Consider the following 17,298-nt stretch of genomic DNA (forward strand, 5'->3'; position numbering starts at 1 on the left):
GTTGAGGGCGGCGCAATCGGGCCGCGGTTGGGCGCAAAGCGCCGGAACTCATCCAATCTTTTGCTGGATGCTATCGTGGGACGAGAGACAATGTGGAATGACACCGAAGCGGCGCGATTGCTAGGGATTACCTATCCGATCGTCCAGGGCCCGTTCGGCGGAGGGCTTTCCTCGGTAGAGTTGACTGCCGCGGTTTCCAATCTCGGTGGCCTCGGTTCGTTCGGAGCCCATATCTTCAGTCCCGTCCAGATCAGGGACATCGTTGCGCACATACGCGAGCGTACGGCATCGCCATTCGCCATCAATCTCTGGGTCGACAACGAAGATCCGGCGATGGCCGGATTCGACCAAGCGTCGTTCGAGTGTCACGTCGGGCGGCTGCATGCTCATTACGCAGCGCTCGGACTGGATCCCCCAGCATTCCCCGATCGTTTCGGGCAGAATTTTGACGAGCAGATCGAGGCGCTGATCGAGGTCGCACCTCCGGTCATCAGCTTCGTCTTCGGCATTCCCTCGCCGCGGATCATCGAGGCGTGCCGATCCCGTGGCATCCGCATGATCGGCAATGCGACGACGGTCGAGGAGGCACGCGCGATCGAAGCCGCGGGTATCGACCTCGTTCTCGCATCCGGTGCGGAGGCGGGTGGCCATCGGGTGTCGTTTTTGGAGCCGCCCGAGCGTTCTCTCGTGGGGACGTTCGCACTGATCCCGCAGGTTCGGGATGCCGTCCGAATCCCGGTCGTTGCCGCCGGCGGCATTGCGGACGGCCGAGGGGTTGCAACTGCTATGGCGCTCGGTGCCGACGGCGTGCAGGTCGGCACGGCGTTCCTGGCCTGCTCGGAATCTGGCGCATCATCTCTCCATCGTGCAGCCTTGCTGTCCGATCGGGCGCGTCACACGACGCTGACGCGGGCTTTCTCGGGGCGGTTGGCACGCGCCATCCGCAACCGATATTCCGAGGACATGGCAGCCTATGGAGATGATCTCGCGCCATATCCGGCACAGAACTGGCTGACGAACAGCCTCCGCGCCGCGGCCATCGAGCGTGGCCGCGACGACCTGCTCCCGATCTATGCCGGCCAATCGGCGGCCCTGCTGCGTCACGCTACGGCAGGCGCGTTGTTCGACGCACTTATCCGGGAGACGGGGCAGGCATTTCGAACACGGGCTGTGCGCTGACGGACGGTCTGAGGCGGCGCTGGCCGAACCGGAGCGCGGGACATGCCAGATTGCCGCCCGTCGGTTCGGCGATACGTTCGGCCACTCGGCGACCCAACGCTCGGGGCCGCCGAGTGACGTAGAATAGCCGGGGTGCATTGCGGTCGGCGGAGCCCGATGATGGCCCCGGCGACTGCAACTCAAGCTTTCGCTGCCAGGTCAGTTAATCGCTTTGACGCTAGAGAGGATCGAATCGATCGCCTTGCCGTGCTTCGTGCGCTCCTCATCGTTGCCCCAGAGCGTAAGCAGGACAACGCGGTCCTTACCACCGGGCAACATGATAAAATCTACAGTGGTTGGCTCATCTTTGTAGGTCGTCTCGAATTTGTAAATCGTCGCCGCGATACCATTCAAATTCGTTTCGGCCTCGATTGGCTTATTTACTTTAATACCAGTATCTTTCATCCACTTCTGGTTGGCTTCCATCATCGCCTTAACATTCTTGATTGCGGCGAATTCAACAGAAATATAGACATCTTTATTTGGAGACCAACCTTCGTATCCGTACTTAACTTCTTTGGTATCCCAATCGTTAGGGATCGAAACAATTATCGCCGGATCCTTGTCGGGGACAGCAAAATTCTTTGCGAGCACGGGGGAGCCAAGGAGTGACAAAGCTAGCGCAATTACGGCCGTGCGACGAAATTTCATCTTGATGCAATCCACTACGCGAGATGCGGGCTGCATCTACGGCTTTCCTTTAATCGCGTTCACTTCGCCCAGGTGCAACGCTTTTTACGTAACTCACTTAACCGACCGCTGGGTCAGGAGCCGTAGAGCCAGCCGACGCGCAAGCACGACGGCCCTTTGAGCCGACAAACGAGACTGCCCGGCTCCGGACATTGGTGGCGTCGGCCCCGATCAGCTCAGCAGGATCGTGCGGATCTCCTGCCAGCTCTCGGCGTCGGGCGCGCAGAGCAGGCCGAGCGTCGGCTGGGCCGGCCGGTAGGGCTCTCCGTCCAGCATGCGGACATAGCCGCCGGCCTCGGCATAGATCAGCGATCCCGGCGCGTGATCCCAGGGGCTGAGCCGGCCATAGAGCAGGAAATGGCCATTGCCCGCGGCAGCGAGCCGGTATTCATGGCCGCAGCAGCGCAGCGACGAGACATTGGCGAAGGCCGGCATGTGGCCGGGCAGCGTGCTGCGCAGCGGCTCCGGGAAATACTGCCAGCTCATCATGCCGGTCATCTCGCGGGGAGCGGCGGCCGGCGCCACCCGCAGGTCGCGGCTCCTGCCGCCGGCAGAGCCGAGCCAGGCGCCCTCCCCGCGCAGCGCCATCGCACTGTCCTCGACGATGGGATCATGGATCACCGCTGCGACGACCTCGCCCTTGACCAGCACCGCGGCCATCACGGCGAAGAGCGGCAGGTCGGAGGCGTAGTTGAGGGTGCCGTCGATCGGGTCGATGACGACGGCGAGCTCGGCATCGCCGAGACGCTCGACCAGCGCCGGATCGGCGGCGACCGCCTCCTCGCCGATCAGCACGGCGCCCGGAAAGGCCCGGGCGAGCTCGGCGTTGATGAAGCGCTCCGCCGCCTCGTCGGCCTCGGTGACGAGATCGGTCGCCGAGCGCTTCTCGCGGATCTCGCCCGCGGCCAGGTTGCGGAAGCGCGGCATGACCTCGCGGCGGCCCGCCTCGGCGAGGATTCCGGCGAGCGTCTCATGGTCCTGGCGTGTGAAGATCATCGTGGTCCGATCGGATAGAGCATGTTCGAGCGAAGTGGAAACCGGTTCGCGTGAAGACAATGTGACCCGATAAGAGCCCGCTTGGAAACTCTGCAAGCCCTCATCCCGAGAGCCTTGCCCGAAATGAAGCCAAAGATTTCAATGGCTCTGCCTTGACCACCTCTGCGCCGTCATTCCGGACGCAGCCCCCGGGTCCGATCTTCGATCGGCCCAAGGACAGGGCCCGCGGAGATCCGGGATCCATCGTAGAATTCCGGAGCCCTCCGATGGATTCCGGAGCTGCGCCGCTGGCGCGGCTTGTCCGGAATGACGGTGCGGGTGATGGCAAGCGAACGGAAACCGCGGATATCGCTCGTTTCCGGTCAGCCTCTGAGGAGCCATACTCCTGGGAATGGCGTCTCGAAGGATGCTCCAGGAGGCTCCTGAACCATCTGGAGCATCCTTCGAGACGCCGCGTGCCGCGGCTCCTCAGGATGAGGGCTGGAGTTTCCAAGCGGGCTCTGAGCACCATTCAGCCGGGGGCGAACTCGACGAGGATCGGCTGGTGGTCGGAGACCTTGGTCTCGACATCGCAGGTGACGGTGCGGGCGCGCGCCGCGAGATCGGGCGTCGCCAGCACATAGTCGAGGCAGCCGGGCTCGCCATAGATCTGGTCGAACAGGTTCGCGGTCGGCGGATGCGGCGCCTCGCCCATCACCGCGGGCCAGAGGTCGACGAATGGCGGCTCGCCACCCTCGAACGGCGCCAGCAATCGCGCCAGCACCGGATCATCGGGCCGCATGTTGAAGTCGCCGGTCAGCACGGCGCTCGCCGCGCTCGGCGTCATCCGATAGGTGTGCGGCCCGGCCTCGCGCGGCCTGGCGTGGCGGGCGAGCGCCATGCGATGGGCCTCGCGGATGCCGTCGACCTGCGCGGCGCGCAGCCGCGACGACGAGTATTCGAGATGCGTCGTCATCAGCCGGACCGGGCCGAGCGGGGTCAGCGCCACCGCCTCGATCAGCATGCGCGGCATGTTGCGGGTCTCGGCCGCCTCCCAGGGCAGGAGATGGCGCAACGCCTGGGCGACGGGATAGCGCGTCAGCAGGAGATTGCCGAAGCGGCTGCGGCCGCCCCGGCCGTCATCGACATCGACGCCGATGCCCTCGATCGCGGTGAAGCCCGGCAGCAATTCGGCGAAGCGGGCGAACTGGTCGGTCTCGTCATTGCCGTCGAGCTCGGGGAAATTATCCGCGACCTCCTGCAGGCAGAGCACGTCGAAATCCGCCATCTGCCGGGCATGGGCGACGATGCGCGCCGGATCGACGCGGTTGTCCATGCCGCGGGCCCACTGAATGTTCCAGGTGATCAGCCGCATCTCACTTGATTCCCGCACGCATGAAGCTCTGCACGAACTGGCGCTGGAACAGCAGGAAGCCGACCAGCAACGGCGCCGAGGTCATCAGCGTCGCGGCGCAGATCACCGCCCAGTCGATGCCCTGATCGCTCGACGAGAAGACCTGGAGGCCGACCGTCAGCGGCCGCGACTCCACCGAATTGGTGACCAGCAGCGGCCAGAGAAAGTTGTTCCAGTGATAGCTCACAGAGACCAGCCCGTAGGCGATATAGGTCGGCCTGGCGAGCGGCACATAGACCTTCATCAGCACCTGAAGCGGGCTTGCGCCCTCGACGCGGGCCGCGTCGTCGAGCTCCCTGGGCACGGTCTTGAAGGTCTGCCGCAGCAGGAAGATGCCGAAGGCCGAGGCGATATAGGGCAAGGCGATGGCCGGGATCGTGTCGATCAGGTTGACCCTGGCCAGCGTGCGGTAGTTCTCGACGATCAGCGCGTCCGGCATGATCATCAATTGCGCCAGGATCAGCGCGAAGGCGAGGTCCCTGCCCCAGAAATCCTGCCGCGCCAGCGCATAGGCCGCGAGCGTCCCCAGCACGAGCTGGAAGGCGAGGATCATGGTGACGAGGATGAAGGTGTTGAGGAAATAGCGTGCGAAGGGCGCCGCCGCCCAGGCGCGGGTGAAGTTGTCCAGCGTCAGCGGCGCGCTCAGCACGAAACGGGTCGTGTATTCGGCGGGATGGATCGCGGCCCAGACGGCATAGGCCAGGGGCAGCACCCAGATCAAAGCGAGCAGGATCGCGCCGGTCGATTCCAGCGTCAGCGCCAGGCCCTTGGGCGCGTAGGGGTCGGGACGGGTGGTGGCCGCCGGCTGAGGCTGAGGCGCGGCGCTCATTGATAATGCGTCCTGCGTTCGAGCCAGCCATATTGGACGAAGGCGACCAGCGCGAGCAGCAAGAGGAGCACGCAGGTCAGCGCCGCGGCATAGGCCGTGTCCCAGAAGCTGAAGCCGACCTGGTAGATGTAGAACAGCAGCAGCGTCGTCGCATTGTCGGGGCCGCCGCGCGTCATCACGAAGATATGGTCGATCATGCGGAAGGCGTTGATCACCGCATTGATCAGCACGAACAGCGTCGTCGGCATCAGGAGCGGGAACTGGACACGCCGGAAGAAGGTCCAGCGCGAGGCGCCCTCGATCGCCGCCGCCTCGCCAAGGCTGGGCGGGATCGCCTGCAGCGCCGCGAGGTAGAAGATCATGAAGAAGCCGGCCTCCTTCCAGATCGCAACGATGGTGACGGCGTAGAGCGCGGTGTCCTGCGACCCCAGCCAATTGGTGCTGCGCCCGCCGAAAGCCGCGACGATCTGCTCGAGCAGGCCGTATTGCGGGGTGAAGAAGAACAGCCAGATATTGGCGACCGCGATCATCGGCAGGATGGTCGGGGTGAAATAGGCCATCCGGACCAGAGTGCGGCCGGCGATCCTGTCGTTGACCCAGACCGCCATCAGCAAGGCGAGCGCGATCGAGCACGGGATCGTACCAGTGGCGAACCAGAGATTATTCGCCATCGCCTTCCAGAAGATCGGGTCGGCCAGCATCTGCTGGTAATTGTCGAGCCCGACGAAACGCGCCGGGCGGCGCGCCCGCGGGGTCGACATGAAGCTGTCGACGAAGCTCGCGAGCGCGGGCCAGTGCGTGAACAGGGCCAGGCAAGCCATGGCCGGCAGCAGCAGCAGCCAGCCATGGATCGTCGCGGTCGCGCGGTTGCTCATCGGCTCAGCGATAGGCCTTCAGGATGCGCTCGGCTTCCGCCTGGGCGTCAGTCATCGCCTGCGCCGGCTGCTTCGTGCCGGTGAGGGCCGCCTGCAGGCCGTCGTTCAGCGCCTTGGTGACGCGCTGGTTCTCATGGGTCGAGAGCTCGGCCACGGCGGTCGGCAACTGGTCGCGGGCGACGAGGGCCTGGGGGAAATCGGCGACGTATTTCTTCATCGCCTCGGTCTCGTAGGCTGCCGGCGTCACCGCGACATAGCCGGTATCGGCGCTCCATTGCGCGGCCCGCTCGGGCGTGGTGATCCAGCGCACGAACTTGAACGCGGCTTCCTGCTCGGCGGGGCTCGCCTTCTTGGAGAGATAGAAATTGCCGCCGCCGGTCGGGCTGCCGGGCTTCTTGCCGGCGGGCAGCACGGCGACGCCGAAGGGGAATTTGGCGTTGGCCCTGACATTGGTCAGGTTGCCGGTGGTGGTCCACATCATCGCGACCTTCTTCTCGAAGAAGTCGCGCGGCGTGGTGCCCCATTCGACGATGCCGGGCGGGTGAACCTTGTACTTCTGCGCCAGGTCGACCCAGTACTGCAGCGCCTCGACGACGCCGGGATTGGCAAAGTCGGTCTTGTCGCCGGCCGGGTTGGCGAGAATGGCGCCGGCCTGCGTGGTCAGCCCCTGGAAGAGCCAATAGGGGAAGCCCGAAGACGGAATCTGGATGCCCCACTGGCTGGTGTTTCCGGCGGCATCGCGCTTGGTCAGCTTCTGCGCGAATTCGAGTTGCTGCGCCCAGCTGGTCGGCGGCTTCTCGGGATCGAGCCCGGCCTCCTTGAACAGCTCCTTGTTCCAGTAGAGCACCACGGTGGAACGCTGGAACGGAATGCCCCAGGTCTTTTTGTCAGAGTCCTTGCCGCCCGTCTGGCTGTTCTCCATGAAGCCGGGGAAGAAGCCCGAGAGCCATTTCTTGTCGGCTTCGGTCTTGATGAAGGGGTCGAAGGGAACGATCGCTTCCTCGTCGATCAGGGTGAACATGTCGGTCGAGAGCAGCACCGAGAGCACCGGCGGCGTGCCGCTCTTATGCGCGGTCAGCGCCTTGACGATCGTCTCCTGATAGGTGCCGGCATAGATCGGCTTGACCTTGATGCCCGGATTTTCCTTCTCGAATCCGGCGGCATAGGCGTCGATCAGCTTGGTGATCGGCCCGCCCACGGCGACCGGATAGAAGAAGGACAGCTCGGCCGATTGGGCCAGCGCCGGTTGCGCCAGCGCAAGCGAGCCGGCCAGAGCCGCGCCGCCGCCGATGAATTCACGCCTGTCCATATCTTCACTCCCCTTTGTACGGCGTCTTGAACGCCTTGGTTGTCCAGTCGTCAGCCGAGGACGAGCCTTTGCTCGGTCTTCAGGTCGAACCAATGCACCGCCGCCTGTGACAGTCTGATGTGCACCCGCTCGCCCGCCGCGGCGCGCACCTTGCCGGGCCGGCGCACGATGAAGGGCTGGCCGTCGATACGGGTCTCGACCAGCGTGTCGGCGCCGAGATACTCGACCGCCACGACATCGGCGGCGATGCCGGCGTCAGTCAGTTCGGTCATCTCGGGCCGGATGCCGACCGCAAGCCGGCTCGGCTCGGCATGGGCTGGGGCTGAGAGGCCGCTGTCGCCGCCGCCTGCCAGGACCGAGGCGAGCGGGATGACGTTCATCGGCGGCGTACCGACGAAGCGCGCGACGAAGATCGTCGCCGGATTCTCGTAGAGCTGGTCGGGTGGCGCATCCTGCTCGATGCGCCCGTTGCGCATCAGCACGACCTGGTCGGCCATCGTCATCGCCTCGACCTGATCATGCGTGACATAGACCATGGTGATGCCGAGGCGCTGCTGCAGCTCGCGGATCTCGCGCCGCATCTCGACGCGCAATTGCGCGTCGAGATTGGAGAGCGGCTCGTCCATCAGGCAGACCGGAGCTTCCGCGACGATCGCCCGGCCGAGCGCGACGCGCTGCTGCTGGCCGCCGGACAGCTGCGAGGGCTTGCGCTCGAGCAGGGCGGTGAGGCCCAGGATCGCGGCAGCGCGGGCGAGCCGCTCGTCGCGATCCGCGCGCGACACCTTGCGCACCTTCAGCCCGAACAGGATGTTTTCCGCCACGGACAGATGCGGAAACAGCGCATAATTCTGGAACACCATGGCGATGCCACGCTGCGAGGGCGCCGCGCGGGTGACGTCGCGTCCGCCAATGACGATCGAACCGGTGCTGCTGTCCTCCAGCCCCGCGATCAGCCTGAGCGTGGTCGACTTGCCGCAGCCGGACGGGCCGAGCAGCGCCACGAGCTTGCCGCCCTCGACGGTAAAGCTGACATCATCGACGGCGGCAGCGCCGCCCCAGCTCTTCGAGACGGCTTTGAGTTCTACCGAAACCATTCGCGACCCGGCCCCCAGCAAGGCGTCGTGAGCAGGACGCTGGCCTGCCGGTTACGAGCCGAGGCGCGAGCATGATGCTAAAATTTGTGCGGAGACAAGAGCGTGCCAGTGCAGGCATTGGCGAGCTCCAATGCGATCTTCCGCAAGCGGTCCACCTTCGTCCGTGCCGGTCCGTCACGCGCACCCGAAACCGCATGTCGTAAAGAGCCGCGTGGACGTCATTTGGATGCATCGAACGCGATGCCGCCCCACGACCCTCGGCAAGCTCGGGCCGGTCGCGGTGAGCGCCTCGGATCGGGTCAGCCGCCCGCGGCAGGTTGCGAACGACGATTCATTCAAAAATAGGTCTTTAGGCGTAGGCGGGTCACGCCCGCGCTTCGCTTTCGGTCAGACGATGGATCTTGCTACAGTTCTTCTGCTTCACAAATCTTCGTTCATCGTCGGGGCGATCTGCTTTTTCTATGTCAGGTGGCGCTCGAAGGAGCCGGGTCTCGATTTTCTGGCGATCGGCTATGGCCTTCTCGGCTTTGCCTCGACGCTTGCCGGCGCCGGGGAACAGGGCGCACTGCCCTATGAGGTCTGGACTTTCGGCAGCTTTTCCATCGGCGTCACCGGCTATGCGTTGATGACGATGGGGCTGCTGCGGTTGAGCGGCCGGCAGAGCAAGCCTGCGGACTGGCTTCTCCCAGCAATCGCGCTCAGCCTGTCGGCGACCGTCGGCGGCATGCACTGGCATGCCGATAATCAGATACGCGCTGCGCTCTTCAATGGCGACACCGCCGCCTTCCTCGGTTTCTGCTGCTTCGTCATCCTGAAGGATTTCTTCCCCGAGCGCCTGCCGGCAAGATGGGGGCTTCTGGCATCGCTGGCGGCTGCGATGGGTTTCTCGGCCTTGGTCGTCGTCAAGATGATCGCTCCGCACTATGGGCCGATCGAGGCGCGCTATGCCTTCTTCATGCTGATCATCTGCCATTTCGCCATTGCGCTGTTCGTGATCGTCCTCGTCCAGGAGCGTGCGGAAGCGCAACTCAAGCGCCTGGCCAATACCGACGTGCTGACGGGAATCCCCAACCGGCAGCATTTCCTGGCGTCCATTCCCAACCAGCTCCGGACCGGGGACGCCTTTGTCATGATCGACATCGACCATTTCAAGGGCGTCAATGACCGTTACGGTCATGAGGCGGGGGATGTGGTTCTTGTCGGCGTCGCGCAGGCCATCGCTGCCGCAGCCGGGTCCGGATGCATGATCGGCCGTCTGGGTGGCGAAGAGTTTGGGCTGTTTCTGCGCGACCAGACCGAGGCAACCGGCCTCGCCATGGCCGAGCAGATCCGGCGGGCGGTCAAGGCCCTGGGCTTCGCAGCGGGCAAGGAGACGATCACGCCGAGCGTGAGCGCGGGCGTTGCCCTCTGGCGAGGCGATTGCAACGCACAGAAGCTGCGCGATCGGGCCGACCAGGCGCTCCACCTGGCCAAGCGAGGCGGCCGCGACCGCGTCGAGCTCTATGCCGATCTTCCGGGCCTGGACAAGCGCCCTTTCAGCGTGATCCCGGCAGCGGACACCCGACATTCCAGCAGCGGCCAGCATCCGCGCGTGGAGCAGCGCGCCGCCTGATGACTTGAACCAATGCCGCGGAAGGTGCGGGCATTGGCGCCGCCGCTGCGCTGCTCGCGGGACCCGGTCTCCTGGGCATCTCCGGCATCGGCCACCGGTTGCGGCCCCTCCCCGCTTGTCTCGCCGCGACGTCGTCGCCGAGAACCGGCTAGGCGTTTGTCCTCTCATGGGCGGCCATCTCCCGCGCCAGAGCCAGGAAGGCCTTCATCCCGGCCGACAGGTTCCGCCGGCCTGGGTAGTACAGGCACAGGCCCGCGAACGGCGGCGTCCAATCCTCGAGAATGCGGGTGAGAGTGCCTTTCGCGATATCGGCGATGACGTCCTGTTCGAAGAAGAAGCCGATGCCGAGATTCTCGCGGACCGCGATGCGCGCGAGGCTGCCCTCGTCCAGGATGATCGGGCCACGCACATCGATCTGAGCGATCTCACCGTCCTTCTCGAAGCGCCAGCGGAACAGCGCTCCGTCCGGCAACCTGACCTGGATGCAGCTGTGGCGGAAAAGGTCCGGCGGTACCTGGGGCGTGCCGTGCCGCTCGAAATATCTCGGCGAACCGACCACCGCATATCGCTGCGGCCGCCCGAGCGGCACGGCGATCATGTCGCTGGGGACCAGCCCCGCGACCCGTACGCCCAGATCGAAGCCATCGGCGACGACGTCGATCAGTTTGCCTTCCGTGACGATGTCGACGCTCATCTCGGGATAGCGCCGCAGGAATTCGACGACGAGGGGCGACATGATCGCGCGCGCCGCGAATGGCGCGGCGTTGATCCGGATCGTCCCGGATGGCGTCTCGCCATGAGACTTCACCGCTTCCAAGGCCTCGCGCACATCCAGAAGTGACGGGCCCACCCGCTCGACAAACAGTCGGCCTGCCTCGGTCAACGACACACTTCGGGTCGTGCGATTGAACAGGCGCACGCCAAGGCCTGCTTCGAGCTTGCCGATCGCGTGGCTGAGCGCCGTGGTGGAGATGCCGAGATCGATGGCAGCCGCGCGAAAGCTCTCTCTGCGCGCAATCGCGACGACTGCCTCCAGATCGTTGACCGCCAGCCGATTCATTGTCCCGCCCTGTTCATTACAGCATGCAATATTATCCTGATTATTCCGACAATCCTCCAGCCCTATGTTCTGGCCACACCAAAACGGTGGCCAGAGGAGGCACAGGATGAACCTGCCGAACTGCATCAAGGATTACTTCGACGCCGATAGCCGCAACGACCCGGATGCGCTGGTCGCGACATTGTCGACCGATGCGATCGTCGAAGACGAGCGCATGCGTCACGTCGGCGCCGACGCGATCCGCAAGTGGTGGGCCGAGGCGAAGCAGAAGACCCCGCATGTGAACGAGCCGATCGACGCGGCGACGACGGGCAATGTCACGCGGGTTCGCGCGAAGGTCAGCGGCGAGTTCCCCGGCAGCCCGGTGACGTTGCAGTTCGCCTTCACAGTTCAAGACGACAGGATCGTGCGGCTGGAGATCGCATGATGACCGGTTTCATCTCTCTCATGGGCAAACGGGCGCTGATCACCGGCGGGACGAAAGGCGCGGGCTCGGCGACGGTCGCGCTCTTCCGCGAGCTTGGCGCCCGCGTGCTGACCAGTGCTCGCTCCCGACCCGACACGCTGCCCGACGAGCTGTTTGTCGCGGCTGATCTCGCGACTGAAGACGGCGTGGCCACGGTCGCCGAGGCCGCTCGGGGACGCCTCGGCGGTGTCGACATCCTCGTGCACATGCTCGGCGGGTCATCCGCTCCTGCCGGCGGTTTTGCCGCTCTCACGGAGGCTGAATGGCACAAGGAGCTCGCCCATAACCTGTTTCCCGCCGTTCGCCTCGATCGAGAGCTCGTGCCGGGCATGGTGGCGCAGGCAAGCGGTGTCGTCATCCATGTCTCGTCGATCCAGCGGCTGCTGCCGCTGCCGGAGTCGACGACAGCCTATGCGGCGGCCAAGGCTGCGCTGTCGACCTACAGCAAGGCCCTTTCCAAGGAGGTCGCGCCCAAGGGCGTCAGGGTGGTGCGGGTCTCGCCCGGCTGGATCGAGACCGAAGCGGCCAGGCGTTACGCCGAGCGCCTGGCCGAAAAGGCCGGAACCGATTACGAGGGCGGAAAGAAAATCATTATGGACGGGCTCGGCGGCATTCCTCTGGGGCGCCCGGCCCAGCCGGAAGAGGTCGCCAGCCTGATCGCGTTTCTGGCATCCGATCGAGCGGGCGCGATAACCGGTTCCGAGCACATCATCGACGGCGGTACCATCCCCACCGTCTAGCGCGACCGGCCTGTCAGGCTGGCGTCGACCAGGCCGCTCCAGCCACCTCCGCGAAGCAGCTGGGGAAGTGAGCTTGCCCCATAGGGGCGGCGGCGGCGCTCGCCGTCCCTCTCGGTCCTGACATTGCCTGCGCGGTTGATTGAGGCCCTGATCCGGCCCCTCCCCCTGGTATCGCCGAGAATGCGCCGCGCCGCCGCAATGACCGAGCGCCCCGCGCCCTATCCGCATATCGGCAGGCACGCGTGATGCTTTGCAGCTCGCGCCAGGATTTGCCTGAAAGCCGACTTGCCGGAAAGCCGACTTGCCCGATGCCGGCGAAGTGCCATGGCCGGAGATTGAGAGGTCGCCCCAGATGATCAAGCCTGACCGGACGATCTATTATCTCTCGCTCCAATCGATGCCGTTCGTGCGACCGAACTTTTCCGAGATGCTCCAGGCGCTGGATTTCATCATCAAGCACGCCTATCCCGCTCGGGGTGAGTATGCGGGAGCGGTATAGTCCCGAGCGGCTCTTGGAGCTGTTGGTCTCGTAAAAGCAAGGCGTGCGGCGTTGATCCCGGGGCGGATCACACAGCCTTCGGCATGATCGTTGACGAGGCCCATCGCCTGCATGAAGGCGTAGACTGTCGTCGGTCCGACGAACCGCCAGCCGCGCTTCTTAAGGTCCTTCGACAGCGCGATGGCCTCTGGCGAGGTCGAGCGGGTCTGCGCCTCCTCCGGCTGGATGGAAGCCGCTTCGAACCGCCAGATGTAGGCCGCCAGGGACCCGGCTTCCCGGACGAGTTCCTCGGCCCGGCGCGCGTTATTGACGACGGCTTCGATCTTGCCGCGGTGACGGACGATACCGCTGTCACCGAGCAGGCGCTCGACGTCGCCGGCATCGAAGCGCGCAACACGGGCAATCTCGAAGCCATGAAACGCCCGCCGGAAATTCTCGCGCTTGGCGAGAATGGTGCGCCAGCTCAGTCCGGACTGAAACGCCTCGAGGCTCAACTTCTCGAACAGGCGATCGTCGTCCGCGACCGGAAAGCCCCATTCCTCGTCGTGGTAGCGCAGAAATTCCGGAGCGGCGGCGCACCACCGGCAACGCGGGCGGCCGTCGGGCCCCGCCATGGTGACGCTGCTCATGCCGCCACCTTCAGGAAGGCGAGCCGCTCGTCGACCCGCCCGGGTGCGATCTCGTGGAGTTCGACGCGGACGACGTCCTCGGCGACGAATGGGTCTTGCTGGAGGCGGGCCATCAACGCGTCCCGCGTCGCCCCATGCGCAAGGATGGCGCCGCCGCCTTCAGGCTTCAGGCTCCCGGCCAGCAGGAAGGCGCCGTCGTCAAAGCCCTTCCTGAGCCAGGCATTGTGGCCGTCCATCAGACGGGCCGCCTCGGATCTGTTGGCCGAAAACCGCAGCAGGATGATGAACATGTGTTGCCTCGCAGAAAACGCCGCAAGCGGAAGGAACGCCGCGGCATGATGATCAAAGCGACCGACCAGTGTCGGTCAGGCGGCCTTCCCCGACCTTGCCCTGTCGCCGATTGGAGCGAGGGCTGCGCCGACCCATTCGCGCATGAGCTCGATCTCCCGCGCGGCGAACTGAGTATCGTGCGAGGCATTGAGCAGCGTTGCGACGCCCTGGCTGCGCATCAGCAGATGCATCGCCAGCTGATCGGCCTGCGTCTCCTCGCAGCCAGCCGCGGCGAACTGCCGGGCGAGCCAGCTCCGGAACACGCCGAAGAGCCTGTTCGCCTCGCCCCGTGCGGCGTGGTTGAGCTTGGCGAGTTCGCTCGTCAGCGTACCGACAGGGCAGCCGTACTGCATGATCTTGTCGCCGTTGACAGTGAGAATATCGATGAAGCTCAGGATGCGTTTCTCGGGCGTGGCTCCGGCGATCTCCCAACGCTCCATCATCGCCACCCGGTCCGCGACGCGCTTCTCGATCACGGCAGCGAGGATTTCGTCCTTGGTCTTGAAGTGGTGATAGAAATTGCCACGCGAGATCCCGACTGCATCCGCAATATGAGCATAGGAGGTGTGGTCGAAGCCCTGCCGATAGAACAGATCGTCAGCGGCGGCGACAATCTCCTGGCGAGTGGTGTTGCGGCTCATCTTAGCCCCCGCTGCGACGGCAGCCGCTTCAAGCGGCAACGCGCCATGACCCCACGACCCGGCCAATCCTGCAGATTGATGAAGCCGAGCAGGCTCGCCCCCAACCGAATTAGGACGATCGACCTAATCTCGGAATTAGGGCAATCGTCCTAATTCGTCAAGCGCTGCATCACCTCTATTTGCCGCCTGGCCCGAGAACCAACTGCGCAGCCCCACGGCGCCCTGGCGGTTCAGGTCCGTGGCCTTGACTCACGCTCTGACGAATGGTCACTTGGCCGGGATTGGCCTGACCAACTGGCCAAAATTCCCGCAACGTCGGGACCGAGGAAACGCCGGGAGAGAGTTTTTGCCGCTAGAGGTGGTCGAGTCGCCACGCCTGTATCGCCAGATCGCCGATCAGCTGCGCGGGCTGATCGAGCGGCGCGAATTCGGCGTGGGTTCGCGCCTCCCGCCCGAGCGCGAACTCGCCGAAAAGCTCGGCGTCTCCCGCCCCTCCGTTCGCGAGGCGCTGATCGCGCTCGAGGTCGAGGGGATCGTGCGGATCAAGATGGGCTCGGGCATCTATGTGCTCGACCAGCCCGCCAGTTCGCGCAAGGCGGCCCAGCCCGAGGGCGAAGGCCCCTTCGAATTGCTCAAGGCCCGCGAGCTGATTGAAAGCGGCATCTGCCGGGAGGCGGCGAAGGTCATCACGCCCGGCGACATCGCCGCGCTCGACACCATCCTGTCCCAGATGGGCGCAGGCGGCCTCAGCAGCGACGAACTGATCCGGCTCGACCGGGCCTTCCATCTCACGATCGCCGGCACGCTGGGCAATGGCGTGCTGGTGCGCTGCGTCGGCGAATTGTTCGATCAGCGGATCAACCCGTACTTCGCGCGGCTGGCCCGCTATTTCGAGGACGACCAGTCATGGCGTGAAACCTGGGCCGAGCACGGCGTCGTCCGCGACGCGCTCGCCGCCCGCGATGGCGCCGCCGCCGGCCGCGCCATGCGCCGGCACATCCAGAATTCGCAGGCGCGCTTCTCGCGCAGCTTTGGCGACGGCCAAGGCTGCGAGACCCAAGTCTCGGAGAACCAGATCTCAAGCGGACGAGCGAGCGTCAGCGCGCGTCCGCCACGGCAGAAATGACGCAACTTGTTCGCAAGCGACCCAGGGAGAACGCCACCATGAAGACCTTCGTCACCATTGCCGCGCTCGCCGCCGGCATCGGCCTGCTCAACGCACCCGTGCAGGCCCAGACCAAGCTGAAATGGGCCCATGTCTATGAGACCTCCGAGCCCTTCCACACCGAATCCGTCTGGGCCGCCGACGAGATCAAGAAGCGCACCAATGGCCGCTACGAGATCACGGTCTATCCGGCTTCGCAGCTCGGCAAGGAAACCGACATCAACCAGGGCCTGACGCTGGGCACCGTCGACATGATCATCTCGGGCTCGAGCTTCGCAGCCCGCGCCTACCCGCCGATCGGCGTGACCTACTACCCCTTCACCTTCCGCGGGCCCGACCATCTGCTCGCCTATGTCAAAAGCGACGTCTTCGCCGAGATGGCCAAGGGCTATCAGGAGAAGAGCGGCCACCAGATCCTGGCCGTGAGCTATTACGGCACGCGCCACACCACCTCCAACCGGCCGATCAAGTCCTGCGCCGACATGAAGGGCCTCAAGATCCGCGTGCCCGACGTGCCGGCCTATCTCGCCATGCCGCGTGCCTGCGGCGCCAACACCACACCGATCGCCTTCGCCGAAGTCTATCTCGCGCTGCAGAACGGCACGGTCGAGGCGCAGGAGAATCCGCTCAACACCATCGAGGCCAAGAAGTTCTACGAGGTCCAGAAGAACATCATCCTGACCGGCCATATCGTCGACCACCTCAACACGGTCGCCTCCAAGCAGCTCTGGGACAAGCTCTCGCCGGAAGACCGCAAGATCTTCAGCGACGTCGCCCAGGAGGCGGCCGCGCGCACCACCAAGAAGATCCAGGCCGACGAGATCAAGCTGGTGCAGTTCTTCAAGGACAAGGGCATTTCGGTCACCGAGGTCGACAAGGCCGAGTTCCTCGCCAACGTCCAGAAGAACGTCACCTTCGAGCAGTTCGGCTACCGCAAGGCGGACTGGGAAAAGATCCAGGCCATCAAGGACGGTCAGGGTTCCTGAGCTCCGGCGCCTTGCACGGCGTATGCCAGTCCAGGTCGGGCTTGTCCCGGCCATGACTGGCTTCGCTTCATCGATCGAACGCAGTGGTCGGAATGGGGATGCTCGCCACGCGCGGGCATCCCGACGGACGCTGCGTCGCCTCCTCCCTCGGTGCTTGCCGAGCCCCACCCCGCCGCTGGACCCGTCCATGACACCGACGCCCGAAATCCACACCGAGGTCACCGCCGACGAGCTCGCCCATGTCTTCGACCAGGCGCCTCCGCCCGCCGATCTCAGCGGCTACGGCATCGAGGACTGGGTCACGCTCGCCGCCTTCTGGGTGATGGTCGGCTGCGTCATCCTGCAGTTCTTCACCCGCTACGTGCTGAACGACAGCTTCGCCTGGACCGAGGAGATCGCGATCTACGCCCTGATCGTCGTGGTCTTTCTCGGCGCCTCGCTCTGCGTGCGCGCCTCGCGCCATATCCAGGTGGATTTCCTCTACCGCTATCTCCCGCCGCGCGCGGGGCGGGTGCTGGCCAGCTTCGTCGACATCGTCCGCATCGGCTTCTTCGCCTATGCGACCATATTGATGCATCGCTACGCCTCGCTGATCCCCGACGAGATGATGACCACGATCCAGTTCCCGAAAGCGGTGGTCTTCTATGCCGTCGTCATCGCCTTCGCGCTGATGACGCTGCGCTCCATCCATGTCGCCTGGCTCAACTGGCAGCGCGGCTATTCCGTTCTCGAGAGACCGTCCGCCTTCGACGGTTCGGACGCCTGA

18 protein-coding genes are annotated in these 17,298 nt (G+C 64.9%); 7 read left to right on the top strand and 11 right to left on the bottom strand.

Annotated features, from left to right (window positions below; translation table 11 throughout):
- Positions 1 to 90: 90 nt before the first annotated feature.
- Positions 91 to 1,179: an NAD(P)H-dependent flavin oxidoreductase gene (locus CYD53_RS11650; RefSeq protein ID WP_103718245.1), complete on the top strand. Its 1,089-nt coding sequence runs from the start codon at positions 91 to 93 to the stop codon at positions 1,177 to 1,179.
- Positions 1,180 to 1,377: 198 nt separating this feature from the next.
- Here the strand turns inward: CYD53_RS11650 and CYD53_RS11655 are convergent, their stop codons facing one another.
- The 7 genes from CYD53_RS11655 to CYD53_RS11685 all read right to left on the bottom strand — a co-directional run bounded on the left by CYD53_RS11655 (position 1,378) and on the right by CYD53_RS11685 (position 8,404).
- Complete coding sequence (locus tag CYD53_RS11655) at positions 1,378 to 1,869, bottom strand: hypothetical protein (protein ID WP_146055902.1); 492 nt, start codon at positions 1,867 to 1,869, stop codon at positions 1,378 to 1,380.
- 210 nt (positions 1,870 to 2,079) lie between these two features.
- Complete coding sequence (locus CYD53_RS11660) at positions 2,080 to 2,904, bottom strand: inositol monophosphatase family protein (RefSeq protein ID WP_103718247.1); 825 nt, start codon at positions 2,902 to 2,904, stop codon at positions 2,080 to 2,082.
- A 511-nt stretch (positions 2,905 to 3,415) separates the two neighbouring features.
- Positions 3,416 to 4,258 carry an endonuclease/exonuclease/phosphatase family protein gene (locus tag CYD53_RS11665; RefSeq protein WP_103718248.1) on the bottom strand — a complete coding sequence of 281 codons (843 nt, stop codon included), beginning with the start codon at positions 4,256 to 4,258 and terminating at the stop codon, positions 3,416 to 3,418.
- A gap of 1 nt (position 4,259) precedes the next feature.
- Positions 4,260 to 5,126: a carbohydrate ABC transporter permease gene (locus CYD53_RS11670; RefSeq protein ID WP_210202332.1), complete on the bottom strand. Its 867-nt coding sequence runs from the start codon at positions 5,124 to 5,126 to the stop codon at positions 4,260 to 4,262.
- Entirely contained in the window at positions 5,123 to 6,001 is an 879-nt protein-coding gene (locus CYD53_RS11675; protein ID WP_103718249.1) for a carbohydrate ABC transporter permease, read from the bottom strand. Before CYD53_RS11675 ends, CYD53_RS11670 begins: the two co-directional genes overlap by 4 nt.
- Positions 6,002 to 6,005: 4 nt before the next feature.
- Positions 6,006 to 7,310 carry an ABC transporter substrate-binding protein gene (locus tag CYD53_RS11680; protein WP_103718250.1) on the bottom strand — a complete coding sequence of 435 codons (1,305 nt, stop codon included), beginning with the start codon at positions 7,308 to 7,310 and terminating at the stop codon, positions 6,006 to 6,008.
- A gap of 50 nt (positions 7,311 to 7,360) precedes the next feature.
- Positions 7,361 to 8,404 (bottom strand): ABC transporter ATP-binding protein, encoded by a 1,044-nt coding sequence (locus CYD53_RS11685; RefSeq protein ID WP_103718251.1) that lies wholly within the window; start codon positions 8,402 to 8,404, stop codon positions 7,361 to 7,363.
- A gap of 394 nt (positions 8,405 to 8,798) precedes the next feature.
- Here CYD53_RS11685 and CYD53_RS11690 point away from each other — a divergent pair, with 394 nt between their 5' ends.
- Positions 8,799 to 10,016, top strand: coding sequence for a GGDEF domain-containing protein (locus CYD53_RS11690; RefSeq protein ID WP_103718252.1), 1,218 nt, complete (start codon positions 8,799 to 8,801; stop codon positions 10,014 to 10,016).
- Positions 10,017 to 10,164: 148 nt separating this feature from the next.
- Here the strand turns inward: CYD53_RS11690 and CYD53_RS11695 are convergent, their stop codons facing one another.
- Positions 10,165 to 11,076: a LysR family transcriptional regulator gene (locus CYD53_RS11695; RefSeq protein ID WP_103718253.1), complete on the bottom strand. Its 912-nt coding sequence runs from the start codon at positions 11,074 to 11,076 to the stop codon at positions 10,165 to 10,167.
- A 106-nt stretch (positions 11,077 to 11,182) separates the two neighbouring features.
- Between CYD53_RS11695 and CYD53_RS11700 the strand changes: the two genes are divergently transcribed.
- Positions 11,183 to 11,503 (top strand): nuclear transport factor 2 family protein, encoded by a 321-nt coding sequence (locus tag CYD53_RS11700; protein ID WP_103718254.1) that lies wholly within the window; start codon positions 11,183 to 11,185, stop codon positions 11,501 to 11,503.
- Positions 11,503 to 12,282, top strand: coding sequence for an SDR family oxidoreductase (locus CYD53_RS11705; RefSeq protein WP_103718255.1), 780 nt, complete (start codon positions 11,503 to 11,505; stop codon positions 12,280 to 12,282). The genes CYD53_RS11700 and CYD53_RS11705 overlap by 1 nt, the downstream gene beginning before the upstream one ends.
- A gap of 462 nt (positions 12,283 to 12,744) precedes the next feature.
- Here the strand turns inward: CYD53_RS11705 and CYD53_RS11715 are convergent, their stop codons facing one another.
- From CYD53_RS11715 to CYD53_RS11725, 3 genes are all read right to left on the bottom strand, one after another.
- Positions 12,745 to 13,410, bottom strand: a complete 666-nt coding sequence (locus tag CYD53_RS11715; RefSeq protein WP_103718256.1) for a DNA-3-methyladenine glycosylase I — start codon at positions 13,408 to 13,410, stop codon at positions 12,745 to 12,747.
- Complete coding sequence (locus tag CYD53_RS11720) at positions 13,407 to 13,700, bottom strand: YciI family protein (protein ID WP_103718257.1); 294 nt, start codon at positions 13,698 to 13,700, stop codon at positions 13,407 to 13,409. The genes CYD53_RS11715 and CYD53_RS11720 overlap by 4 nt, the downstream gene beginning before the upstream one ends.
- A gap of 75 nt (positions 13,701 to 13,775) precedes the next feature.
- Positions 13,776 to 14,381: a TetR/AcrR family transcriptional regulator gene (locus CYD53_RS11725; RefSeq protein ID WP_103718258.1), complete on the bottom strand. Its 606-nt coding sequence runs from the start codon at positions 14,379 to 14,381 to the stop codon at positions 13,776 to 13,778.
- Positions 14,382 to 14,727: 346 nt separating this feature from the next.
- Between CYD53_RS11725 and CYD53_RS11730 the strand changes: the two genes are divergently transcribed.
- From CYD53_RS11730 to CYD53_RS11740, 3 genes are all read left to right on the top strand, one after another.
- Complete coding sequence (locus CYD53_RS11730) at positions 14,728 to 15,507, top strand: FadR/GntR family transcriptional regulator (RefSeq protein ID WP_103718259.1); 780 nt, start codon at positions 14,728 to 14,730, stop codon at positions 15,505 to 15,507.
- A gap of 38 nt (positions 15,508 to 15,545) precedes the next feature.
- Entirely contained in the window at positions 15,546 to 16,532 is a 987-nt protein-coding gene (locus CYD53_RS11735) for a sialic acid TRAP transporter substrate-binding protein SiaP (protein WP_103718260.1), read from the top strand.
- A gap of 187 nt (positions 16,533 to 16,719) precedes the next feature.
- A complete protein-coding gene (locus tag CYD53_RS11740) occupies positions 16,720 to 17,298 on the top strand; it encodes a TRAP transporter small permease (protein ID WP_103718261.1) in 579 nt (192 codons plus the stop codon).

Source organism: Allobosea psychrotolerans (genome assembly GCF_002917105.1).
Lineage (GTDB): Bacteria > Pseudomonadota > Alphaproteobacteria > Rhizobiales > Beijerinckiaceae > Allobosea > Allobosea psychrotolerans.